25 protein-coding genes and 1 other annotated feature are annotated in these 21,895 nt (G+C 50.6%); all 25 genes read left to right on the top strand.

The genetic code is table 11. From position 1 onward, the window contains the following. Nucleotides 1-38: 38 nt before the first annotated feature. The 25 genes from rplK to rplX all read left to right on the top strand — a co-directional run bounded on the left by rplK (nt 39) and on the right by rplX (nt 21,865). A complete protein-coding gene (rplK, locus tag QJ48_RS24045) occupies nt 39-464 on the top strand; it encodes a 50S ribosomal protein L11 (protein ID WP_010498899.1) in 426 nt (141 codons plus the stop codon). 58 nt (nt 465-522) lie between these two features. Next, nucleotides 523-1,215 (top strand): 50S ribosomal protein L1, encoded by a 693-nt coding sequence (gene rplA / locus QJ48_RS24050; RefSeq protein ID WP_010498897.1) that lies wholly within the window; start codon nt 523-525, stop codon nt 1,213-1,215. 54 nt (nt 1,216-1,269) lie between these two features. Then, nucleotides 1,270-1,417 (top strand) — a sequence feature (ribosomal protein L10 leader region). 156 nt (nt 1,418-1,573) lie between these two features. Beyond that, the gene (gene rplJ, locus QJ48_RS24055; protein ID WP_054975989.1) at nt 1,574-2,083 is read left to right on the top strand and encodes a 50S ribosomal protein L10; all 510 of its coding nucleotides are present in this window, start codon (nt 1,574-1,576) and stop codon (nt 2,081-2,083) included. A 57-nt stretch (nt 2,084-2,140) separates the two neighbouring features. Beyond that, entirely contained in the window at nt 2,141-2,506 is a 366-nt protein-coding gene (gene rplL / locus QJ48_RS24060) for a 50S ribosomal protein L7/L12 (RefSeq protein WP_054975990.1), read from the top strand. An 81-nt stretch (nt 2,507-2,587) separates the two neighbouring features. Further along, nucleotides 2,588-3,184, top strand: coding sequence for a class I SAM-dependent methyltransferase (locus QJ48_RS24065; protein ID WP_054975991.1), 597 nt, complete (start codon nt 2,588-2,590; stop codon nt 3,182-3,184). Between the two features lie 470 nt (nt 3,185-3,654). Continuing rightward, on the top strand, nt 3,655-7,209 hold the full coding sequence (rpoB, locus tag QJ48_RS24070) for a DNA-directed RNA polymerase subunit beta (protein ID WP_054975992.1): 3,555 nt from the start codon (nt 3,655-3,657) through the stop codon (nt 7,207-7,209). Nucleotides 7,210-7,298: 89 nt separating this feature from the next. Then, nucleotides 7,299-10,919 carry a DNA-directed RNA polymerase subunit beta' gene (gene rpoC, locus QJ48_RS24075; protein ID WP_054975993.1) on the top strand — a complete coding sequence of 1,207 codons (3,621 nt, stop codon included), beginning with the start codon at nt 7,299-7,301 and terminating at the stop codon, nt 10,917-10,919. A gap of 149 nt (nt 10,920-11,068) precedes the next feature. Further along, nucleotides 11,069-11,320 (top strand): ribosomal L7Ae/L30e/S12e/Gadd45 family protein, encoded by a 252-nt coding sequence (locus QJ48_RS24080; RefSeq protein ID WP_010498885.1) that lies wholly within the window; start codon nt 11,069-11,071, stop codon nt 11,318-11,320. A 123-nt stretch (nt 11,321-11,443) separates the two neighbouring features. Continuing rightward, entirely contained in the window at nt 11,444-11,863 is a 420-nt protein-coding gene (rpsL, locus tag QJ48_RS24085) for a 30S ribosomal protein S12 (protein WP_010498884.1), read from the top strand. 42 nt (nt 11,864-11,905) lie between these two features. Continuing rightward, nucleotides 11,906-12,376, top strand: coding sequence for a 30S ribosomal protein S7 (gene rpsG / locus QJ48_RS24090; protein WP_010498883.1), 471 nt, complete (start codon nt 11,906-11,908; stop codon nt 12,374-12,376). Between the two features lie 35 nt (nt 12,377-12,411). After that, nucleotides 12,412-14,487, top strand: a complete 2,076-nt coding sequence (gene fusA, locus QJ48_RS24095; RefSeq protein WP_054975994.1) for an elongation factor G — start codon at nt 12,412-12,414, stop codon at nt 14,485-14,487. Nucleotides 14,488-14,520: 33 nt separating this feature from the next. Then, entirely contained in the window at nt 14,521-15,711 is a 1,191-nt protein-coding gene (gene tuf, locus QJ48_RS24100) for an elongation factor Tu (RefSeq protein WP_054975995.1), read from the top strand. 246 nt (nt 15,712-15,957) lie between these two features. After that, nucleotides 15,958-16,266 carry a 30S ribosomal protein S10 gene (gene rpsJ, locus QJ48_RS24105; protein ID WP_006212922.1) on the top strand — a complete coding sequence of 103 codons (309 nt, stop codon included), beginning with the start codon at nt 15,958-15,960 and terminating at the stop codon, nt 16,264-16,266. A 54-nt stretch (nt 16,267-16,320) separates the two neighbouring features. Beyond that, on the top strand, nt 16,321-16,947 hold the full coding sequence (gene rplC, locus QJ48_RS24110) for a 50S ribosomal protein L3 (RefSeq protein ID WP_054975996.1): 627 nt from the start codon (nt 16,321-16,323) through the stop codon (nt 16,945-16,947). 24 nt (nt 16,948-16,971) lie between these two features. Then, the gene (gene rplD / locus QJ48_RS24115; RefSeq protein ID WP_036691415.1) at nt 16,972-17,595 is read left to right on the top strand and encodes a 50S ribosomal protein L4; all 624 of its coding nucleotides are present in this window, start codon (nt 16,972-16,974) and stop codon (nt 17,593-17,595) included. Next, nucleotides 17,595-17,891 (top strand): 50S ribosomal protein L23, encoded by a 297-nt coding sequence (rplW, locus tag QJ48_RS24120; protein WP_010498877.1) that lies wholly within the window; start codon nt 17,595-17,597, stop codon nt 17,889-17,891. Before rplD ends, rplW begins: the two co-directional genes overlap by 1 nt. Before the next feature lie 26 nt (nt 17,892-17,917). Further along, entirely contained in the window at nt 17,918-18,748 is an 831-nt protein-coding gene (gene rplB, locus QJ48_RS24125; protein ID WP_054975997.1) for a 50S ribosomal protein L2, read from the top strand. 39 nt (nt 18,749-18,787) lie between these two features. Further along, nucleotides 18,788-19,069 (top strand): 30S ribosomal protein S19, encoded by a 282-nt coding sequence (gene rpsS, locus QJ48_RS24130; protein WP_054975998.1) that lies wholly within the window; start codon nt 18,788-18,790, stop codon nt 19,067-19,069. Nucleotides 19,070-19,114: 45 nt separating this feature from the next. Next, a complete protein-coding gene (rplV, locus tag QJ48_RS24135) occupies nt 19,115-19,450 on the top strand; it encodes a 50S ribosomal protein L22 (protein ID WP_025851035.1) in 336 nt (111 codons plus the stop codon). Nucleotides 19,451-19,463: 13 nt separating this feature from the next. Next, nucleotides 19,464-20,129 (top strand): 30S ribosomal protein S3, encoded by a 666-nt coding sequence (rpsC, locus tag QJ48_RS24140; RefSeq protein ID WP_054975999.1) that lies wholly within the window; start codon nt 19,464-19,466, stop codon nt 20,127-20,129. Between the two features lie 2 nt (nt 20,130-20,131). After that, nucleotides 20,132-20,566 carry a 50S ribosomal protein L16 gene (gene rplP, locus QJ48_RS24145; RefSeq protein ID WP_054976000.1) on the top strand — a complete coding sequence of 145 codons (435 nt, stop codon included), beginning with the start codon at nt 20,132-20,134 and terminating at the stop codon, nt 20,564-20,566. After that, nucleotides 20,556-20,756, top strand: a complete 201-nt coding sequence (gene rpmC, locus QJ48_RS24150) for a 50S ribosomal protein L29 (RefSeq protein WP_013921153.1) — start codon at nt 20,556-20,558, stop codon at nt 20,754-20,756. Before rplP ends, rpmC begins: the two co-directional genes overlap by 11 nt. A 24-nt stretch (nt 20,757-20,780) precedes the next feature. Continuing rightward, on the top strand, nt 20,781-21,044 hold the full coding sequence (gene rpsQ / locus QJ48_RS24155) for a 30S ribosomal protein S17 (protein WP_013921152.1): 264 nt from the start codon (nt 20,781-20,783) through the stop codon (nt 21,042-21,044). Nucleotides 21,045-21,085: 41 nt separating this feature from the next. Continuing rightward, nucleotides 21,086-21,454, top strand: a complete 369-nt coding sequence (gene rplN, locus QJ48_RS24160; RefSeq protein ID WP_010498867.1) for a 50S ribosomal protein L14 — start codon at nt 21,086-21,088, stop codon at nt 21,452-21,454. Nucleotides 21,455-21,511: 57 nt separating this feature from the next. Further along, nucleotides 21,512-21,865, top strand: coding sequence for a 50S ribosomal protein L24 (gene rplX, locus QJ48_RS24165; protein ID WP_081481723.1), 354 nt, complete (start codon nt 21,512-21,514; stop codon nt 21,863-21,865). Nucleotides 21,866-21,895: the final 30 nt, after the last annotated feature.

Raw genomic sequence — 21,895 nt, forward strand, 5'->3', positions numbered from 1 at the left:
GAAACACTGCCATACTACGGGCGAGGAGGTGTCACACAATGGCAAAAAAGGTTATTAAAGTTGTGAAACTGCAGGTTCCTGCAGGGAAAGCGAATCCGGCTCCGCCGATCGGTCCGGCTCTTGGTCAAGCAGGCGTGAACATCATGGCATTCTGCAAAGAGTTCAACGCTCGTACTGCCGATCAAGCAGGTCTTATCATTCCGGTTGAGATCTCCGTATTCGAAGACCGTTCTTTCACGTTCATCACAAAAACGCCGCCGGCTGCCGTATTGCTGCGCGTAGCTGCTGGGATCGAAAAAGGATCCGGCGAACCGAACAAGAAGAAGGTTGCAACTGTAAAACGTGCGAAAGTGCGTGAAATCGCCGAGCAAAAAATGCCTGACCTGAACGCTGCATCCGTTGAGGCTGCTATGCGTATGGTCGAAGGTACAGCTCGCAGCATGGGCGTAGTCATCGAAGACTAATCGCTCACTGCACTCAGTGGGAGGATATTCCGCTAATACCACATAGGAGGACATAAAAGTGGCTAAACACGGTAAGAAATACCTTGAAGTTGCTAAGCAAATCGATGCTGAGACGTTCTACGAACCGCTCGAAGCCATCGAACTCGTTAAGAAAACGGCACGCGCCAAGTTCGACGAAACCGTTGAAGTGGCTGTGCGTCTGGGCGTAGACCCTAGAAAACAAGACCAAGCCGTTCGCGGTGTGGTTGTATTGCCTCACGGCACAGGTAAAACGAAACGTGTTCTTGTATTTGCCAAAGGCGACAAAGCCAAAGAAGCGGAAGCGGCAGGCGCCGATTTCGTAGGCGATCAAGACATGATCAACAAAATTCAGCAAGGCTGGTTCGACTTCGATGTCTGCGTAGCTACGCCGGACATGATGAGCGAAGTGGGTAAGCTCGGTCGTATCTTGGGTGGTAAAGGTTTGATGCCGAACCCGAAAGCGGGTACCGTTACGTTTGACGTAGCGAAAGCCGTTCAGGAGATTAAGGCAGGTAAAATCGAGTACCGTCTGGACAAAGCCGGACAAATCCATGCGCCGATCGGTAAAGTATCCTTCGACGCCGAGAAACTTGCTGAGAACTTCAAAGCTTTGATCGATGCGCTCAACAGAGCAAAACCGGCTGCAGCCAAAGGGGTATACCTGAAAAACATCGCGGTATCCTCGACGATGGGGCCAAGCGCTCGCGTCAATGCAACAGCCCTGAGATAAGGTAAAGCTTGGTGGTTGACTTTTGAAGTCATCCATGCTAACCTGTTTTAGGTTGACAAACGAATATGCTTACCGTAGACAGCAGGTGCTCGTTCGAGCTTAATTTCCTGCCGAGGTGTTGTGATATAAATTCGATATTCTGTACGGAATATGTGAATCGTCATGCCTTCGCCGTGTCTGCGAAGGCATTTTCGCTTTTAGCGGGAATGTCGGCGGAGAGCAGCGGCGAGGAAAGGGAACGACCTCGAGAACGTGTTTACGAAGTAAGTTTTCGGACGCTTAAGAAGCAGTTTTCTCACGAAAACTAAGTGGATGCTTACGAAGCAGTTTTCTTACGAAAACTTGTAGGAGGTGCAAAATGGCAAACGTAAAAATTATCGAGCAAAAAGCTCAGCAAGTTACGGAAGTATCTGAAAAGCTGAAAGAGAACTCTTGCTCCATCGTAGCTGACTACCGCGGTTTGAACGTGAAGCAAGTAACCGAGCTTCGCAAACAACTGCGTGAAGCGGGCGTAGAATTCCAAGTGTTGAAAAATACGCTGATTCGTCGCGCGACAGCTACTGCGGAATTGTCTGATCTGGATGAGTACTTGACCGGTCCTACCGCGATTGCATTCAGCAAAGACGACATTGTAACTCCGGCCAAAATTTTGACCGAGTTCGCCAAGAAAAACGAAAAGCTCAGCGTAAAAGCAGGTGTCGTTGAAGGTAAAGTGGTTGATTTCAACCAAATCAAAGCGCTGGCGGAACTGCCTTCCAGAGAAGGTCTTCTGTCCATGTTGCTCAGCGTGCTTCAAGCTCCGGTTCGCAACTTCGCCCTTGCGGTTAAAGCTGTGTCCGAGAAGCAAGAAGGCGGCGCGCAAGCGTAATTGTACCGCTTGAAATGATTAAAAAACATTCTTATTTGAGATAATGGAGGTTTAACCATGAGCAAAGAGCAAATCTTGGAAGCCATTAAAGGCATGACTGTTTTGGAACTGAACGATCTGGTTAAAGCAATCGAAGACGAGTTCGGCGTAACCGCAGCAGCTCCGGTAGCTGTTGTAGCAGGTGTCGGCGGTGCGGCAGAAGCTCCAGAGCAAACAGAATTCGACGTAATTCTGACCAACGCTGGCGCGTCCAAAATCAACGTTATCAAAGTTGTTCGCGAAATCACGGGTCTCGGCCTGAAAGAAGCAAAAGATCTCGTAGACAACGCACCGAAGCCGCTTAAAGAGAAAGTATCCAAAGAAGAAGCTGATTCCGTTAAAGCAAAATTGGAAGAAGCAGGCGCTTCCGTAGAAGTGAAGTAATTCGAGCTACAGCACCCCTTGCAGAGGCGATCCTCTTCAAGGGGTTTTCCTTTTGAATTCGAACCGGGAGGCGGTGGATACGTGTCCGAGCATTACTATACCCCGAGACCGAGCGTAGAGCACGATTTGCATACGATCGAGGAAACGCTGCGCGGTCGCAGCTTTGTTTTTTGGACGGATGCAGGGGTCTTCTCCAAAAAGGGGGTCGATTACGGATCGAAGCTGCTGGTGCAGACTATGGAGCTGGCGAAGCAAGCCAGGGTGCTGGATGTGGGCTCCGGGTACGGCCCGATTGGATTGGCGGCCGCAGTGGTAGCGGAGCAGGGAAGCGTTACGATGGTGGACATTAACGAGCGTGCCATTGAACTGGCGAAGCGAAACGCCGAACGCAACCGGATCGCAAACGTCCGGATTTTGCAAAGCGATTTGCTGGCAGAGGTGATGGACCAGACTTTTGATGCGGTGCTGACCAATCCGCCCATTCGCGCCGGCAAAGAAACGGTACACCGCGTGTTTGAGCAGGCTCACCATGTATTGGCTCCCGGCGGGGCGCTATGGGTAGTCATCCAGAAAAAGCAGGGGGCTCCTTCCGCTTACGCCAAGCTCGAGTCTCTCTACTCCCAAGTGGAAGAAGTCGAGCGCGACAAGGGCTATTGGATTATCAAGGCCGTGAAGTAATATTCCGGAGAGGTTCTTCTTTTGGTCGGAGGAATCTATCGGTTGGCGGCGAGTTTTTTGTCCCATTCCTTTCAATGTGATATGTATTTTAGAAGGGATGGGACAAAACGTGTCTGAGCTTAAGTGGACCGATATATTCCGCGGCAGGAAATATGTTGACTTGACTTTTGCTTTGTGATATTATTATAAAATGTCAGCATTAAGATAGGGTGAAATCTCTTTAGTCGACTAAAATGTCAAGATTTTTTTATACAGGTATGAATAAAATTTTTCCATTTGACGTATAATGTTAAAATTTTAGGTAAACCATACAAGGTATAAGGAAATTTATGGCAAGTCGAAAGGGTGGGCACCCATATTACTATTTCTATTTAGTCATTTAGAAGCTTCCTGAAGAAGTGACACTTCGCGCAGTTATTTACTCGAGAAGGCTTCCCAAAGAGGCTTTTATTTTGTTCTATTGAGTAGACATGAGGGGTGAATCTAAGTTGGCGGGACATCTTGTTCAATTAGGTAGACGTAAACGCAGGTCGTACGCTCGGATTCATGAGGTTTTGGAGGTTCCGAACCTGATTGAAATCCAACAAAAATCATATCAATGGTTTTTGGATGAGGGATTGCGTGAAATGTTTCAAGATATTTCCCCGATCCAAGACTTTACGGGGAATTTGGTGTTGGAATTTATCGACTACAGCTTGGGAGAGCCTAAGTATTCGGTCGACGAATCCAAGGAACGCGACGTCACCTTTGCTGCACCGCTTCGTGTGAAAGTACGCTTGATCAATAAAGAAACCGGCGAGGTTAAAGAGCAGGAAGTGTTTATGGGCGACTTCCCTTTGATGACTGAGACGGGTACCTTTATTATCAACGGCGCTGAACGGGTTATCGTCAGCCAGCTGGTTCGTTCCCCTAGCGTTTATTTTAGCACGAAAGTCGATAAGAACGGAAAGAAAACATATACCGCAACCGTGATTCCGAACCGTGGAGCCTGGCTGGAGCTGGAGACGGACGCCAAGGACATTATCTACGTGCGGATCGACCGTACGCGGAAAATTCCGGTCACGGTGCTGCTCCGCGCTCTTGGTTTCGGTACAGATGCGGAAATCATAGATTTGCTCGGCGACAACGAGTATATCCGCAACACACTGGACAAGGACAATACCGATTCGACGGACAAGGCCTTGATCGAGATCTATGAGCGTCTGCGTCCGGGCGAGCCGCCTACGCTGGATAACGCCAGAAGCTTGCTTGTTGCGCGCTTTTTCGATCCGAAACGGTACGATCTGGCTAACGTCGGCCGGTACAAAATCAACAAGAAGCTGCACATCAAAAACCGTCTGTTCAATCAGCGGCTGGCAGAGACGCTTGTCGATACGAATACCGGAGAAATCGTTGCCGAGGCCGGCCAATTGCTCGACCGCCGTCTGCTCGACACGATCATTCCTTATCTGGAAGAAAGCGTCGGCTTCACGGAATACAATGTAGTTAATGGTGTAACCGAGTCGGATAAAATTCCGCTGCAGTGCGTCAGCGTATATTCTCCGCTTGAGGATGGGAAGGTCGTCAAGGTTATTGCCAACGGCAAGATCGATAAAACGGTCAAAAACATTACCCCGGCCGATATTATCTCATCCATCAACTATTTCATTAACCTGCTGCACGGTATCGGCAGCACGGACGACATCGACCACTTGGGGAACCGTCGTCTGCGCTCCGTCGGCGAGCTTCTGCAGAACCAGTTCCGGATCGGTTTGTCCCGGATGGAGCGCGTTGTGCGCGAGCGGATGTCCATTCAAGACGTGAACACCATCACGCCGCAGCAGCTTATCAATATTCGTCCGGTCATTGCGTCCATCAAAGAGTTTTTCGGAAGTTCCCAGCTTTCGCAGTTCATGGACCAAACGAACCCGCTTGCCGAGCTTACGCACAAACGTCGTTTGTCCGCATTGGGACCCGGTGGTTTGACGCGGGAGCGCGCAGGTTTCGAAGTACGGGACGTTCACCACTCTCACTATGGGCGGATGTGTCCGATTGAGACGCCGGAGGGACCGAACATCGGGTTGATCAACTCCTTGTCGACCTTTGCGCGTGTGAATGAATTCGGCTTTATCGAAGCGCCTTATCGTCGCGTCGACCCGCACACGGACGTTGTAACGGATGAAATCTCCTACCTGACGGCCGATGAAGAGGATAATTACGTGGTCGCTCAGGCGAACGCCGAACTGACCGAGGAAGGCAAGTTTGCGAACGACTCCGTCATCGTGCGTTACAAAGACGACATTTTGACGCTTCCGAAAGAGCGAGTCGACTACATGGACGTCTCCCCGAAACAGGTTGTGTCCGTGGCGACCGCTTTGATTCCGTTCCTTGAAAATGACGACTCCAACCGCGCCCTGATGGGTTCGAACATGCAGCGTCAGGCGGTACCGCTTCTTATTCCGAAGTCGCCGCTTGTCGGTACGGGGATGGAGCACAAATCGGCCAAAGATTCCGGCGTATGTATCGTTTCCAAAGTGAACGGCGTCGTCGAACGGGTTTCGGCTAACGAAATCTGGGTACGCCGTCAAGAGATGGTGGACGGCCGCTTGGTCAACGGAGATATTATCAAGCACAAGCTGCACAAGTTTTTGCGCTCCAACCAAGGAACTTGCATCAACCAGCGTCCGATCTGCCATAAGGGCGAACAGGTTCGCGTCGGTGACATATTGGCCGACGGTCCTTCGACCGAACAGGGAGAGCTGGCGCTCGGCCGCAACGTCGTCGTTGCTTTCATGACTTGGGAAGGCTACAACTACGAGGATGCGATTCTGCTTAGCGAAAAATTGGTGAAGGAAGATGTTTATACTTCCATTCACATTGAAGAATACGAATCCGAAGCGCGCGACACGAAGCTCGGACCGGAAGAAATTACCCGCGATATTCCGAACGTGGGCGAAGACGCGCTGAAAAACTTGGACGAACGCGGCATTATCCGCGTCGGCGCCGAGATTGCCGCCGGTGACATCCTGGTCGGTAAAGTAACGCCTAAAGGGGTAACCGAACTGACTGCGGAAGAGCGTCTTCTGCATGCGATCTTCGGTGAGAAAGCTCGCGAAGTCCGCGACACTTCGCTTCGCGTGCCTCACGGTACGGACGGAATCGTAGTCGACGTGAAGGTCTTCACCCGCGAGAATGGTGACGAGCTTCCTCCAGGCGTCAATCAATTGGTACGCGTCTATATCGCCCAAAAACGGAAAATTTCCGAAGGCGACAAAATGGCGGGACGCCACGGTAACAAAGGGGTTATCGCGCGCATTTTGCCGGAAGAGGACATGCCGTTCCTGCCGGACGGTACGCCGGTTGAGGTCGTACTGAACCCGCTGGGGGTTCCTTCCCGGATGAACATCGGACAGGTGTTGGAAGTTCACTTGGGGATGGCAGCGAAATATCTCGGCATTCACACGGCTACGCCAGTATTCGATGGTGCCCGTGAGTACGACGTTTTCGATACGATGGAAGAAGCCGGAATGCAGCGCAACGGTAAAACGATGCTGTATGACGGCCGGACGGGAGAAGCATTTGAACGCGAAGTTACCGTTGGCGTCATGTACATGATCAAGCTGGCGCACATGGTCGACGATAAAATCCACGCCCGTTCCACTGGGCCATACTCTCTCGTTACGCAGCAGCCGCTCGGCGGTAAAGCGCAGTTCGGCGGCCAGCGCTTCGGGGAGATGGAGGTTTGGGCGCTTGAGGCGTACGGCGCAGCTTATACGCTGCAGGAAATCTTGACGGTCAAGTCCGACGATGTCGTCGGCCGCGTGAAGACGTACGAATCGATCGTCAAGGGCGAGAACGTTCCGGAGCCGGGCGTTCCGGAATCCTTCAAAGTATTGATCAAAGAGCTTCAAAGCTTGGGTATGGATGTCAAAATCTTGTCCGAGAACGAAGAAGAGATCGAAATGAAGGAAATGGACGACGAGGATGAGGTGACCAGCGACAAGCTGAACCTGAATCTCGAAGGCGCGGAGCTTGGTGTAGAGTAAGGCTGTGATGGAATGCTTTACGGACGTAAGTCATGGGCATATGCCCGCACACAGATTTTGCTGCACAAAACATGGAGGAGGGTTGCTCCTTGATCGACGTCAATAATTTTGAGTACATGAAAATCGGATTGGCTTCCCCCGACAAGATACGTTCATGGTCCAGAGGCGAAGTAAAGAAGCCGGAAACGATCAACTACCGAACGTTGAAACCGGAAAAGGAAGGCTTGTTCTGCGAGAAAATCTTCGGGCCGACCAAAGATTGGGAATGTCATTGCGGTAAATATAAACGCGTCCGTTACAAAGGCGTCGTCTGTGACCGATGCGGCGTTGAGGTTACTCGCCAAAAAGTGCGCCGCGAACGTATGGGCCATATCGAACTGGCTGCGCCGGTTTCGCATATTTGGTACTTCAAAGGCATTCCGAGCCGCATGGGGCTTGCGCTTGACATGTCTCCCCGTTCGCTGGAGGAGATCATCTACTTCGCATCCTATGTTGTAACGGATCCGGGAGATACGCCGCTGGAGAAAAAACAGCTGCTCTCCGAGAAAGAATACCGCAGCTATCGCGAAAAGTACGGCTATGCGTTCCAAGCCGGCATGGGCGCCGAAGCGGTGAAGAAGCTTCTGCAGGACATCGACATCGAGAAAGAAGTCGATACGCTGAAGGAAGAGCTGAAAACCGCACAAGGGCAACGCCGCAACCGCGCAATCAAGCGGCTCGAAGTCATGGAAGCTTTCCGTAACTCGAAAAATATGCCGGAGTGGATGGTGCTGGACGTGCTGCCGGTCATTCCTCCGGAGCTCCGTCCGATGGTGCAGTTGGACGGCGGACGTTTTGCGACCTCCGACTTGAACGACCTGTACCGCCGGGTAATTAACCGGAACAACCGTCTGAAAAGACTGCTCGACTTGGGCGCTCCCGACATTATCGTGCAGAACGAGAAACGGATGCTGCAGGAAGCCGTTGACGCCTTGATCGACAACGGCCGCCGCGGCCGTCCGGTAACGGGTCCGGGCAACCGTCCGCTCAAATCGCTCAGCCATATGCTGAAAGGGAAACAAGGCCGTTTCCGTCAAAACCTGCTCGGTAAACGTGTTGACTATTCCGGTCGTTCCGTTATCGTCGTAGGACCGAGCCTTAAGATGTATCAATGCGGGCTCCCGAAAGAGATGGCACTTGAGCTGTTTAAGCCTTTCGTCATGAAGGAGCTTGTCAACAAAGGTCTTGCGCACAACATCAAGAGCGCAAAGCGCAAAGTAGAACGCGTCAGCCCGGAAGTATGGGACGTGCTCGAAGAAGTCATCAAAGAGCATCCGGTCCTGCTTAACCGCGCCCCCACGCTTCACCGTCTCGGGATTCAGGCGTTCGAGCCGATCCTGGTCGAAGGGCGCGCGATCAAGCTGCATCCGCTCGTATGTACGGCTTATAACGCCGACTTCGACGGTGACCAGATGGCCGTCCACGTGCCGCTGTCCGCAGAAGCGCAAGCAGAAGCTCGCGTCTTGATGCTGGCTTCGGGGAACATTTTGAACCCGAAAGACGGCAAGCCTGTCGTTACGCCTTCGCAGGATATGGTTCTCGGCAGCTTCTACTTGACGACCGAGAATAAGCAAGCGAAAGGCTCGATGACGATTCTTCGTACCGTTGCCGAAGCCGTGTCCCTGTACCATCGCGGAGACGCTTCGCTTCATGCCCGCGTAGCCATTCCGACCAAAGCGCTCGGGAAAACGAGCTTTACGCCGGAACAGCAAGAAGCGATGCTCATTACAACGATCGGAAAAATCATCTTTAATGAGATTTATCCCGTTGACTTCCCGTACATCAACGAAGCGACCAAAGCGAACTTGTTGAACGGTGCGTCAGATAACTATTTCGTATTCGAAAAAGGCGGAGACATCCGCAAAGCGATGGAAGAGCTGCCGGAGACGAAAGCCGTAGGTAAAGACTACCTCGGTACCATCATCGCCGAATGCTTCCGCCGTTACCATACGACGCAAACGTCGGTTACGCTGGATAACATTAAGCAGCTTGGCTTTACTTATTCCACGCGGGCAGGGATCACGATCGCGGTGGCAGACGTTACCGTTCCACAGGAGAAGGACGAGATTCTTCACGAGTCCGACGAAAAAGTTCGGGTCGTGACGAACCAATACCGCCGAGGCCTGATTACGGACGACGAGCGATATGAACGCGTCATTGCGATATGGAGTAAGGCGAAGGACGAAATTACCGACATTTTGATGAAGTCGCTTGATAAATACAACTCCATCAACATGATGGTTGAGTCCAAGGCGCGCGGTAACAAATCGCAGATCACCCAGCTTGGCGGGATGCGCGGTTTGATGGCGACGCCGACAGGCCGGATCTACGAATTGCCGATCAAATCGAACTTCCGCGAAGGCTTGACGGTCTTGGAGTACTTTATCTCCACGCACGGCGCGCGGAAAGGTTTGGCCGATACGGCGCTTCGTACCGCCGACTCCGGTTACTTGACCCGTCGTCTTGTCGACGTGGCGCAGGACGTCATCGTACGCGACGAGGATTGCGGCACGGACAAAGGCTTCTTGGTCAGCCGGATTCAAGACGGCAAAGAGGTTATCGAGGATCTGTACGACCGAATCGAAGGCCGTTATTCCTTCGAAACGATCCGCGATCCGAAAACCGGTGAAGTCATTGTTTCCCGCAACGATCTAATCGAAGCAGGAAAAGCTGACCGGATTATTGAAGCAGGCATTGAAAAGGTACAGATTCGTTCCGTACTTAGCTGCCGCTCCAGACACGGCGTATGTAAAAAATGTTACGGACGTAACCTGGCGACAGGCCAGCACGTTGAGATCGGTGAAGCCGTAGGGATTATCGCGGCGCAATCCATCGGGGAACCAGGAACGCAGCTGACGATGCGTACGTTCCATACCGGGGGCGTTGCGGGCGACGATATTACCCAAGGTTTGCCGCGGATTCAGGAGCTTTTCGAAGCGCGGAATCCGAAAGGGCAAGCGACGATCTCGGAAATCGACGGCGTGGTAAAAGAAATTCGCGAAGCCAAAGACCGCCGGGAGATCGAGGTTCAAGGCGAAGCGGAATCCAAGGTGTATTCCATTTCTTACGGTTCCCGTATCCGGGTCTCCGTCAACCAGACCGTAGAGGCTGGCGACGAGCTGACCGAGGGTTCCATCGACCCGAAAGAAATGCTGCGCATCAAAGGGATCCGTGGCGTGCAAAATTATATTTTGCAAGAGGTTCAGCGCGTATACCGGAACCAAGGGGTAGAAATCAACGATAAGCACGTTGAGGTTATGATCCGCCAGATGCTGCGTAAAATCCGTATCGTCGATGCGGGCAATACAACGCTGCTTCCGGGCTCGTTCGTGGATATCCACGAGTACGAGGAAGCGAACAAAGTGGCTCTCTTCGCGGGCGAAGAGCCTGCAGTAGCGAAGCCGGTGCTCCTCGGGATCACCAAAGCGTCGCTGGAGACCGATTCGTTCCTGTCTGCGGCATCGTTCCAAGAAACCACCCGGGTTCTTACTGATGCGGCGATCAAGGGCAAAGTCGACCAACTGCTCGGCTTGAAAGAAAATGTCATCATCGGGAAGCTGATTCCGGCTGGTACGGGGATGTCGAGATACCGCAACATCCGTATCACCGACCCGAACGCTGTTCCGTTGGATGAAGAAATGACCGAGGCGGAAGCTGTAACGGTAGAATAAAGCATCTCATAGACTTGCCTTTAAAATTTGGATTGAAAAATCTTGTTTAAAGGCAAGTCTTTATTCTTGACAGGGTATAACTGAAGTGCTACTATATCAAAGTGTGCCATTTTAGAGGCTCGTCACCTGTCCCTTGGAGGGGTTGTCACATGTCTTATGATAGAGTGAAGCAGGCAGCGAAACTGACTATCGGCACGAAGCAAGCGATGAAGACGGTGGAGCAAGGCCAAGCCACGGAAGTGTTCATTGCGAAAGATGCAGATCCGCGAATTACGATAAAAATAGTTAACCTTTGCAAGAAATGCGGGGTTAAAGTGACATACGTGGACTCCATGAAAATGTTAGGTAAAGCGTGTGGAATCGATGTAGGCGCAGCTGTGGCTGCGGTGGTGAATGAATAGACGTTTTTGTCTGAGAAACAGTGATGGATCGAAGGCAAAAACTTTTCCTTTGTTCATTTACGACTCGCCTGGATCTGTGGGCTTGAAAAATGCAACATCATTACAATGAAGGAGGTGGCCAATATGCCAACAATTAACCAGCTCGTTCGTAAAGGACGTCAAGCTAAAGTTGTAAAATCCAAATCCCCTGCTCTTCAAAGAGGCTTCAATGCCCTGAAAAGAGAAGCGACGGATCTGAGCTCCCCTCAAAAACGCGGTGTGTGCACTCGTGTAGGTACGATGACGCCGAAGAAACCGAACTCCGCACTTCGTAAATATGCGCGTGTTCGTTTGACCAACCGTGTCGAGGTTACGGCTTACATCCCGGGTATCGGACACAACCTGCAAGAGCACAGCGTGGTGCTGATCCGCGGAGGTCGGGTAAAAGACCTTCCGGGGGTACGTTACCATATCGTTCGCGGTGCGCTTGATACTGCAGGTGTGAACAACCGTAAACAAGCTCGTTCCAAGTACGGCGCGAAACGCCCGAAAGTGAAGAAATAATGAGAAGTAATTCAAAGAACTTTTTTAGAAAGGGGGATAACTATGCCTCGTAAAGGTCCAGTTACTCGCAGAGACGTATTGCCAGATCCGGTGTACAACAGCAAGCTTGTTACCCGTTTGATCAACCGCATCATGATTGATGGTAAAAGAGGAGTAGCTCAACAGCTGCTTTACAATGCTTTCAATCTGATCCAAGAGCGTACAGGTAAAGAGCCGATGGAAGTTTTCGAACAAGCCATCAAAAACATCATGCCTGTTCTCGAAGTCAAAGCCCGCCGTGTGGGGGGAGCTAACTACCAAGTACCGATTGAAGTTAGACCTGAACGCCGCACGACGCTCGGACTTCGCTGGCTCGTCAACTACTCCCGCCTGCGCGGTGAGAAGACGATGGAAGAAAGATTGGCGCAAGAGATCATCGATGCAAGCAACAACACGGGCGCTTCCGTTAAAAAACGTGAAGACACGCACAAAATGGCTGAAGCCAACAGAGCGTTCGCTCACTATCGTTGGTAAAATTTTATTCCTATCAATAGGAAGGAGACAACCTGATGGCAAGAGAGTTCTCCTTAAAAGATACGCGTAACATCGGGATCATGGCGCATATCGATGCCGGTAAGACGACCACGACCGAGCGTATTCTGTTCTACACAGGCCGCGTGCACAAAATCGGTGAAGTTCACGAAGGTGGCGCAACGATGGACTGGATGGAGCAGGAACAGGAGCGCGGAATCACGATCACGTCCGCCGCTACGACCGCTCAATGGAAAGGTCACCGCATCAATATTATCGACACCCCGGGTCACGTTGACTTCACCGTTGAAGTTGAACGTTCCCTGCGCGTATTGGATGGAGCAGTTGGCGTATTCAGTGCCAAGGAAGGCGTTGAGCCTCAGTCGGAAACCGTTTGGCGTCAAGCGGACCGTTACGGCGTTCCTCGGATTGCTTACGTTAACAAGATGGATATCATTGGTGCAGATTTCCTGGGTGCCGTACAGCAAATGCGCGACAAATTGGGCGCAAATGCCGTTGCCATTCAACTGCCGATCGGTGCTGAAAGTGATTTCAGAGGCATTATCGATCTGGTTGAACAAGTCGCCTATATCTATAAAGACGACCTTGGCAAAGACGTTGAGCAAAGCGAAATCCCGGAAGACTATAAGGAAAGAGTCGAGGAGCTCCGTACAGAGCTTATCGAGAAAGTTGCCGAGCTGGACGAAGAACTCACGATGAAATACCTCGAAGGCGAAGAGATTACCGTTGATGAAATCAAGGCTGCCCTTCGTAAAGGGGTATGCGAAGTGAAAATCTTCCCGGTTATCTGCGGATCTTCGTACAGAAACAAAGGCGTACAGCCTATGTTGGATGCCGTTGTTGCTTACCTTCCATCCCCGCTCGACGTACCGGATATCAAAGGTACGCTGGAAGACGGATCGGAAGTTGTACGCAAATCGTCTGACGACGAGCCGTTCGCGGCGCTTGCGTTCAAAATCATGACGGACCCGTTTGTTGGTAAGTTGACATTCTTCCGCGTATACTCCGGTATCCTGAACTCCGGCTCCTACGTGGTCAATGCAACGAAAGGCAAGCGTGAACGGATCGGCCGTATTCTCCAAATGCATGCGAACAGCCGTCAAGAAATCAGCATCGTATATGCTGGTGATATCGCTGCTGCCGTAGGCTTGAAAGATACAACAACCGGCGATACGCTTTGCGACGAGAAAAATCCGGTTATTCTGGAGTCGATGAACTTCCCTGAGCCGGTTATCGAACTCGCGGTTGAGCCGAAAACGAAAGCCGACCAAGACAAAATGGGTATCGCTTTGGCTAAATTGGCTGAAGAAGATCCTACGTTCCGTGCAAAAACGAACGAAGAAACAGGCCAAACGATCATCGCCGGTATGGGTGAGCTTCATCTGGAGATCCTCGTTGACCGTATGCTTCGCGAGTTCAAGGTAGAAACCAACGTGGGTAAACCGCAGGTTGCTTACCGCGAAACGTTCCGTCAAGCGGCTAAAGTTGAAGGTAAATTCGTTCGCCAATCTGGTGGCCGTGGTCAATACGGACACTGTTGGGTGGAGTTCGCACCGCTTGAGCCGGGAACAGGCTTCCAATTCGAAAGCAAGATCGTCGGCGGTGCGATTCCGAGAGAATACATCGCGCCGATCCAAGCTGGTATCGAAGAGTCGATGAAAAACGGCGTGTATGCAGGCTTCCCGCTTGTAGACATCAAAGCTACCGTTGTTGACGGATCTTACCATGATGTTGACTCCTCCGAGATGGCGTTTAAAATCGCAGGTTCCATGGCCCTCAAAGCCGCTGCGGAAAAATGCCGCCCGGTTCTGCTTGAGCCAATCATGAAAGTGGAAGTTACCGTACCGGAAGAGTACATGGGCGACGTTATGGGCGACCTGAACTCCCGCCGCGGACGGATCGAGGGTATGGATACTCGTCACGGAGCTCAAGTCATTCGTGCGAAAGTGCCTCTCTCCGAAATGTTCGGTTATTCCACGACACTGCGTTCTCGTACGCAAGGTCGCGGCGTATACTCGATGGAAATTTCCCATTATGAAGAAGTGCCTAAGTCCATTGCTGACGAAATCGTCGCAAAGAACAAAGGCGCCTAATATATTTAGATTATTTAAGGAGGCAATCTACTCATGGCAAAAGCGAAATTTGAGCGTAATAAACCGCACGTTAACATTGGTACCATCGGTCACGTTGACCATGGTAAAACAACTTTGACTGCTGCAATCACGACTGTATTGTCCAAAAAATACGGCGGTGCTGCTGTAGCATTCGACCAAATCGACAAAGCTCCGGAAGAGCGCGAGCGCGGTATCACGATCTCCACTGCGCACGTTGAATATGAAACTCCTAACCGTCACTACGCACACGTTGACTGCCCAGGCCACGCCGACTATGTTAAAAACATGATCACCGGCGCAGCTCAAATGGACGGCGCGATCCTGGTTGTATCCGCAGCTGACGGCCCTATGCCGCAAACTCGCGAGCACATTCTGCTCTCCCGTCAGGTAGGCGTACCTTACATCGTCGTATTCCTCAACAAATGCGACATGGTTGAAGACGAAGAGCTTCTTGAACTGGTTGAAATGGAAGTTCGCGACCTGCTCAACGAGTACGAGTTCCCGGGCGACGACACTCCGATCGTTCGCGGCGCAGCTCGTGAAGCACTGCAAAACCCAGACGGTCCTTGGGCTGACAAAATCGTTGAGCTGTTCGAGCACATCGATTCCTACATCCCGACTCCTGAGCGCGACACTGACAAGCCTTTCTTGATGCCGGTAGAGGACGTGTTCACGATCACTGGTCGTGGTACCGTTGCTACAGGTCGTGTAGAGCGCGGTGTAGTTAAAGTCGGCGACGAGATCGAAATCATCGGTCTGGTCGAAGAAACTCGCAAATCCGTTGTTACGGGCGTAGAAATGTTCCGTAAACTTCTGGATTCCGCTCAAGCGGGCGACAACATCGGCGCACTGCTTCGCGGTGTAGACCGTAAAGACATCGAGCGTGGACAAGTTTTGGCTAAACCGGGTTCGGTTAAACCGCACACGAACTTCTCCGCTCAAATCTACGTTTTGACTAAAGAAGAAGGTGGACGTCATAAGCCGTTCTTCACTGGCTACCGTCCGCAATTCTATTTCCGTACAACGGACGTTACGGGTATCATCAACCTGCCGGAAGGCACAGAGATGGTTATGCCTGGCGACAACATCACGGTAACGGTTGAGCTGATCGCTCCGATCGCTATCGAAGAAGGTACTCGCTTCGCTATCCGCGAAGGCGGCCGTACCGTTGGTGCCGGTGCCGTTGCTTCCATCACGAAGTAATTTTAGTCTCCGGACTTTGCCCTTCATCTCTATGAGATGAGGGGCTTTTAATTTTTTTTAGGCGAATGTCGAATTTTTTCTTGCTTTTTGGTTTTGTATTTAATATAATAGTGAACGTTGGTCTGTGACGTTGCGATGATGTGAGAGGTTGCTGACACACCCGGCCCCTTTGCCATAGGGGCGGCGTCAGGAGATTTTCACGGAGTATGTCCGATACTAAATTGGGCGATAGAAGGAGGGAATACTATGGCAAAGCAAAAGATTCGTATTCGTTTGAAGGCTTATGATCACAGAGTGCTGGATCAATCCGCAGAGAAGATCGTGGAAACAGCCAAACGTTCCGGTGCAGGAGTGTCTGGTCCGATTCCGCTTCCGACTGAGAAGCAAATCATCACGATTCTGCGTGCGGTTCACAAGTACAAAGATTCGCGTGAGCAATTCGAAATGCGCACACATAAGCGTTTGATCGATATCGTCAATCCGACGCCGCAAACCGTTGATGCGCTGATGCGTCTGGACCTGCCGTCCGGTGTGGATATCGAAATCAAACTGTAATATACGTTTGTGGATAAATAAGCGACAAGCAAGAGAGGAAAAGAGGTGTCAACGATGACAAAAGGTATCTTAGGTAAAAAGCTTGGGATGACTCAAGTATTTACGCCGGAAGGATTGGTTGTGCCGGTAACTGTAATTCAAGCGGGTCCTTGCACAGTGCTGCAGAAGAAGGATTCGGAGAACGACGGTTACGAAGCCATCCAAATCGGTTTTGCCGACAAGAAAGAAAAGAACGCGAACAAACCTGAGTTGGGCCATGCGAAAAAAGCGGGCGCAACGCCTAAGCGCTACGTTAAGGAGTTTCGCGGCGTTCAGATTTCCGAGTATGAAGTTGGCCAAGAAATCAAAGCCGACGTATTCTCCGAAGGTGAATTCGTTGATGTAACAGGAACGTCCAAGGGTAAAGGATTCCAAGGCGTTATCAAAAGACATAACCAATCCACTGGTCCGATGTCTCACGGTTCCCGTTACCACCGCGGTCCGGGTTCGATGGGTTCCATCCAGGCTAACCGTGTTCCTAAAGGTAAGAAATTGCCGGGTCACATGGGTACGGAAACCGTTACGATTCAAAAGCTCGAAGTTGTGAAAGTAGACGTTGAGCGCAACGTTCTTCTGATCAAAGGCTCCATTCCGGGTCCTAAAAACAGCTTCGTTACGATAAAGTCTTCGGTGAAGAAGTAAGAAAGACGGAAAGGAGGATAACAAATGCCAAAAGTAGCAGTGTTCAACGTTAGTGGTGCCCAAGTAGGCGAAGTGGAACTCGCGGATAGCGTGTTCGGAATCGAGCCGCACGTTCATGTTTTGAATGAAGCGGTATTGATGCAGCGTGCGTCCCTTCGTGCAGGTACGCATAAAACGAAAGGTCGTTCCGAAGTTCGCGGCGGTGGCCGTAAACCGTGGAAACAAAAAGGCACAGGCCGTGCTCGTCAAGGTAGTATCCGCTCTCCGCAATGGAAAGGCGGCGGTACCGTTTTTGGTCCGACACCTCGCAGCTATGCCTACAAACTGCCTAAGAAAGTTCGTCGTTTGGCGATTAAATCCGCGTTGTCTTCCAAGGTGAAGGCGAGCGAAATTATCGTGCTTGACCAATTGCAATTGGCTCAACCGAAAACGAAAGAATTTGCAGCAATTTTGAATAACCTCAAAGTGGATCGTAAAGCTTTGGTTGTGACGGCTGCTTATGACGAGAACGTAGCATTGTCCGCACGTAACATTCCTGGCGTGAAATTTGTTGCTGCCGAAGGAATCAACGTGCTTGATGTTATGGTTTACGACAAGCTGATCATTACGAAGGATGCGGTGCAAAAGGTAGAGGAGGTGTTTGCGTAATGAAGAACCCTCGCGATATTATCAAGCGCCCGGTCATTACCGAACGTTCCAGCGAAATGATGGCGGAAAAGAAATATGTGTTCGAAGTGGACATCCGTTCGAATAAAACGGAAGTCAAACAAGCGATCGAGCAAATCTTCAAAGTAAAAGTAACGAACGTAAATACGCTCAGAATGCCGGCGAAGCCGAAGCGTTATGGCCGCTATTCCGGATATACGTCCGAATGGAAAAAAGCGATCGTCACTTTAAGCGCAGACAGCAAAGAACTGGAGTTCTTTGAAAACTCGCAAGTTTAATTTTTTGAAGTAAGGAGGGAATCCACGTGCCAATTAAAAAATATAAACCAACCTCTCCTGCAAGACGTGCGATGTCGGTTTCTACTTTTGAAGAAATCACAACATCCACACCGGAGAAATCGCTTTTGGCTCCTTTGAGCAAAAAAGCGGGTCGGAACAACCAAGGTAAAATTACGGTTCGTCACCAAGGCGGCGGACACAAACGTAAATACCGCATCATCGATTTCAAACGGAACAAAGATGGAATACCTGGTCGCGTTGCTACAATCGAATACGACCCGAACCGTTCCGCTAACATCGCATTGATCCACTACGTGGATGGCGAGAAACGCTACATCATCGCTCCGAAAGGCTTGAAAGTGGGCGATCAAATCGTATCCGGTCCGGATGCCGACATCAAAATCGGCAACGCGCTTCCTTTGGAAAACATTCCGGTAGGTACGGTTATCCACAACATCGAGCTGAAGCCTGGCAAAGGCGGACAATTGGTTCGCGCAGCCGGTACGGAAGCTCAATTGCTCGGTAAAGAAGAGCAATATGTAACGGTTCGCTTGTCTTCCGGCGAAATGAGAAAAATCCTCAAAGTTTGCCGCGCGACAATCGGTTCCGTAGGTAACGAAGATTACGAACTCGTGAAGATCGGTAAAGCCGGCCGTTCCCGTTGGTTGGGTCAAAGACCGGAAGTTCGCGGTTCCGTTATGAACCCGAATGATCACCCGCACGGTGGTGGTGAAGGTCGCTCCCCGATCGGACGCAAATCCCCGATGTCTCCTTGGGGCAAACCGACGCTCGGATACAAAACGCGGAAGAAAAACAAAGCTTCCAATCAATATATTGTACGTCGCCGCACGAAGTAATTACTTTTTCGGTTCGGTTAAAGAAGGGAGGAACGAAGCATGGGTCGCAGTTTGAAAAAAGGGCCTTTCGTAGATGGCTACCTTTTGAAGAAAGTCGAAGGTATGAATGTTGAGGGCGCAAAGAAGCAAGTGATCAAAACTTGGTCTCGCCGCTCCACGATTTTCCCGCAATTCATCGGTCACACGTTCGGTGTGTATGACGGCAGAAAGCATGTTCCGGTATACGTAACGGAAGATATGGTCGGACATAAACTCGGTGAGTTTGCACCAACCCGTACTTACAAAGGACACGACGACGACAAGAAGACGGGTAAACGCTAGGCTCGGAACCTACAGATCAGTTTGTGAATGAGAGGAGGTACATCCATGCAACAAGCTAAAGCTATTGCAAGATACGTTCGAATTGCTCCGCGCAAAGCGCAACTCGTTGTTGACTTGATCCGCGGCAAGCAAGTGGGCGAAGCGATCGCAATTCTGCGTCACACGCCGAAGGCGGCTTCCCCGATCGTTGAGAAATTGCTCAACTCGGCTATTGCCAATGCGGAGCATAACTACTCCATGGATCCTAATAGTCTGGTGGTTTCGCAAGTATTTGTGGACCAAGGCCCGACTTTGAAAAGATTCCGTCCTCGTGCGATGGGTCGTGCGAGCCGCATCAATAAACGTACCAGCCACATTACATTAGTGGTATCTGAGAAATAAGGAGGGACAACGTGTGGGTCAAAAAGTAAACCCGGTAGGACTTCGTATCGGCATTATCCGTGATTGGGAATCCAAATGGTACGCCGGCAAAGATTTCGGCGACTTGCTGATGGAAGACGTAAAAATCCGTGAATATTTGAAACAAAAGTTGAAAGAATCTGCCGTTTCCCGCATTGAAATCGAGCGTGCCGCTAATCGCGTGAACGTAACGATTCATACGGCGAAGCCAGGCATGGTTATCGGTAAAGGCGGTTCCGAGGTTGAAGTTATTCGCGGTTACCTGACTAAGCTGACGAACGGCAAAAAAGTACACATCAACATCTCTGAAGTAAAACACCCGGAACTGGATGCGATCTTGGTTGCAGAAAGCATTGCACAACAATTGGAGCGTCGCGTATCGTTCCGTCGTGCACTGAAACAAGCGATTCAAAGAACGATGAGATCCGGTGCAAAAGGGATCAAAACATCGGTCAGCGGTCGTCTGGGCGGAGCGGAAATCGCCAGAACGGAAGGTTACAGCGAGGGTACGGTTCCTCTTCATACATTGCGTGCGGACATCGACTACGGTACGGCTGAAGCTCATACCACTTACGGTCGGATCGGCGTAAAAGTATGGATCTATCGTGGCGAAGTTCTTCCAACGGCTAAGAAAAAGGCTGCTACGGAAGGAGGCAACTAATCATGTTAGTTCCTAAACGTGTGAAACACCGCAAAGAGCACCGCGGCAACATGCGCGGTCGCGCTAAAGGCGGCACGGAAGTTCATTTTGGTGAATACGGCTTGCAAGCGATGGAGCCGGCTTGGGTAACCAACCGTCAAATCGAAGCTGCCCGTATTGCGATGACTCGTTACATCAAGCGGGGCGGTAAAGTTTGGATCAAGATTTTCCCTTCCAAACCGATCACCCAAAAGCCGCTTGAAGTTCGGATGGGTAGCGGTAAAGGTAACGTAGAAAAATGGGTTGCTGTCGTTAAGCCGGGTAAAGTTATGTTCGAACTGGCCGGCGTAAGCGAAGAAATCGCCCGTGAAGCTATGCGTCTCGCCTCTCACAAGCTGCCGATCAAAACGAAGTTTGTGAAAAGAGAAGAAGTAGGTGGTGAAGCAAATGAAAGCTAGTGAATTTCGCAACTTAACCACTGCTGAGATCGAACAAAAGATTGCCGGATTTAAAGAGCAGCTCTTTAACCTCCGTTTTCAACTGGCTACAGGTCAACTGGATAATCCCGTACAAATTCAAAAAGTCCGCAAAGAGATTGCCCGGGCAAAGACTGTTTTGCGTGAAAGAGAATTGGGAATCACTAGTTAATGAATGAGAGAGGAGGATCTCAGAATGGCTGAACGCAACGAGCGTAAAACGCAGCTGGGTAAAGTCGTAAGCGACAAAATGGACAAAACCATCGTTGTGGCTGTAGAAACCTACAAAAAACACGACTTGTACCACAAACGCATTAAATATACGAAGAAATTCAAAGCTCATGACGAAAACAACGAAGCGAAAATCGGCGATGTTGTTAAAATCATGGAAACTCGTCCGCTTTCCAAAGACAAGCGTTGGAGACTGGTCGAAGTCGTAGAAAAAGCGGTTATCGTTTAATATAAGCATCGGGCATCAATTCCGGAAGGAGGGAATACACAATGATTCAACCTTTTACTCGTTTGAACGTAGCTGACAACTCTGGTGCGAAGCAACTGATGTGTATCCGCGTGTTGGGTGGTACGGGTCGTCGTACGGCTAACATCGGTGATCTGATCATCTGCTCCGTGAAAGAAGCAACACCAGGTGGCGTTGTCAAAAAAGGCGACGTTGTTAAAGCAGTAGTCGTGCGTACGAGACGCGGTGCTCGCCGTAAGGACGGATCCTACATCAGCTTTGACGAGAACGCAGCCGTAGTTGTAAAAGAAGATAAGAGCCCGCGCGGCACACGTATCTTCGGACCGGTTGCCCGCGAACTTCGCGACAGAGACTTCATGAAGATCGTTTCTCTGGCTCCGGAAGTTATCTAATAAACCAGCTGCTTACGAAGTCGGCTTTCATAGGAAAGTTTGTAGGAGGTGTACACAGTGCCAAAACAACCGAAGAAACTCGAGTCTCATAACAATAAATTGCACGTGAAAAAAGACGATACGGTTTTTGTTATCACCGGTAAAGACAAAGGGAAGAAAGGCCGCGTTATCGCAGCATTCCCTCGTGAAAACCGTGTGCTGGTCGAAGGCGTGAACATGATCAAGAAGCATTCGAAGCCTTCCCAACAAAATCCGCAAGGCGGCATTATCACGCAAGAAGCTCCGATCCACGCATCCAACGTGATGCTGGTAGATCCGAAGAGCGGCCAACCTACTCGCGTAGGTTACAAAGTGCTGGACAACGGCAAAAAAGTTCGCGTTGCGAAAAAATCCGGCGAAGTTATCGACTAATCGTATAAGTAAGAAAGGAGGTACACGGAT

This window comes from Paenibacillus sp. A3 (genome assembly GCF_001399685.1).
Classification (GTDB): Bacteria; Bacillota; Bacilli; order Paenibacillales; family NBRC-103111; genus Paenibacillus_G.

What these genes read in the sequence shown, in the direction of transcription:
- rplW (WP_010498877.1), top strand. Translation starts at nt 17,595, where the DNA reads ATGAAGAACCCTCGCGATATTATCAAGCGCCCGGTCATTACCGAACGT.
- rpsJ (WP_006212922.1), top strand. Translation starts at nt 15,958, where the DNA reads ATGGCAAAGCAAAAGATTCGTATTCGTTTGAAGGCTTATGATCACAGA.
- rplN (WP_010498867.1), top strand. Translation starts at nt 21,086, where the DNA reads ATGATTCAACCTTTTACTCGTTTGAACGTAGCTGACAACTCTGGTGCG.
- rpoB (WP_054975992.1), top strand. Translation starts at nt 3,655, where the DNA reads ATGAGGGGTGAATCTAAGTTGGCGGGACATCTTGTTCAATTAGGTAGA.
- rpsG (WP_010498883.1), top strand. Translation starts at nt 11,906, where the DNA reads ATGCCTCGTAAAGGTCCAGTTACTCGCAGAGACGTATTGCCAGATCCG.
- rplK (WP_010498899.1), top strand. Translation starts at nt 39, where the DNA reads ATGGCAAAAAAGGTTATTAAAGTTGTGAAACTGCAGGTTCCTGCAGGG.
- rpmC (WP_013921153.1), top strand. Translation starts at nt 20,556, where the DNA reads ATGAAAGCTAGTGAATTTCGCAACTTAACCACTGCTGAGATCGAACAA.
- rpsQ (WP_013921152.1), top strand. Translation starts at nt 20,781, where the DNA reads ATGGCTGAACGCAACGAGCGTAAAACGCAGCTGGGTAAAGTCGTAAGC.
- rplJ (WP_054975989.1), top strand. Translation starts at nt 1,574, where the DNA reads ATGGCAAACGTAAAAATTATCGAGCAAAAAGCTCAGCAAGTTACGGAA.
- fusA (WP_054975994.1), top strand. Translation starts at nt 12,412, where the DNA reads ATGGCAAGAGAGTTCTCCTTAAAAGATACGCGTAACATCGGGATCATG.
- rpsS (WP_054975998.1), top strand. Translation starts at nt 18,788, where the DNA reads ATGGGTCGCAGTTTGAAAAAAGGGCCTTTCGTAGATGGCTACCTTTTG.
- rplL (WP_054975990.1), top strand. Translation starts at nt 2,141, where the DNA reads ATGAGCAAAGAGCAAATCTTGGAAGCCATTAAAGGCATGACTGTTTTG.
- rpsL (WP_010498884.1), top strand. Translation starts at nt 11,444, where the DNA reads ATGCCAACAATTAACCAGCTCGTTCGTAAAGGACGTCAAGCTAAAGTT.
- rplC (WP_054975996.1), top strand. Translation starts at nt 16,321, where the DNA reads ATGACAAAAGGTATCTTAGGTAAAAAGCTTGGGATGACTCAAGTATTT.
- tuf (WP_054975995.1), top strand. Translation starts at nt 14,521, where the DNA reads ATGGCAAAAGCGAAATTTGAGCGTAATAAACCGCACGTTAACATTGGT.
- rplV (WP_025851035.1), top strand. Translation starts at nt 19,115, where the DNA reads ATGCAACAAGCTAAAGCTATTGCAAGATACGTTCGAATTGCTCCGCGC.
- rplD (WP_036691415.1), top strand. Translation starts at nt 16,972, where the DNA reads ATGCCAAAAGTAGCAGTGTTCAACGTTAGTGGTGCCCAAGTAGGCGAA.
- rplP (WP_054976000.1), top strand. Translation starts at nt 20,132, where the DNA reads ATGTTAGTTCCTAAACGTGTGAAACACCGCAAAGAGCACCGCGGCAAC.
- QJ48_RS24080 (WP_010498885.1), top strand. Translation starts at nt 11,069, where the DNA reads ATGTCTTATGATAGAGTGAAGCAGGCAGCGAAACTGACTATCGGCACG.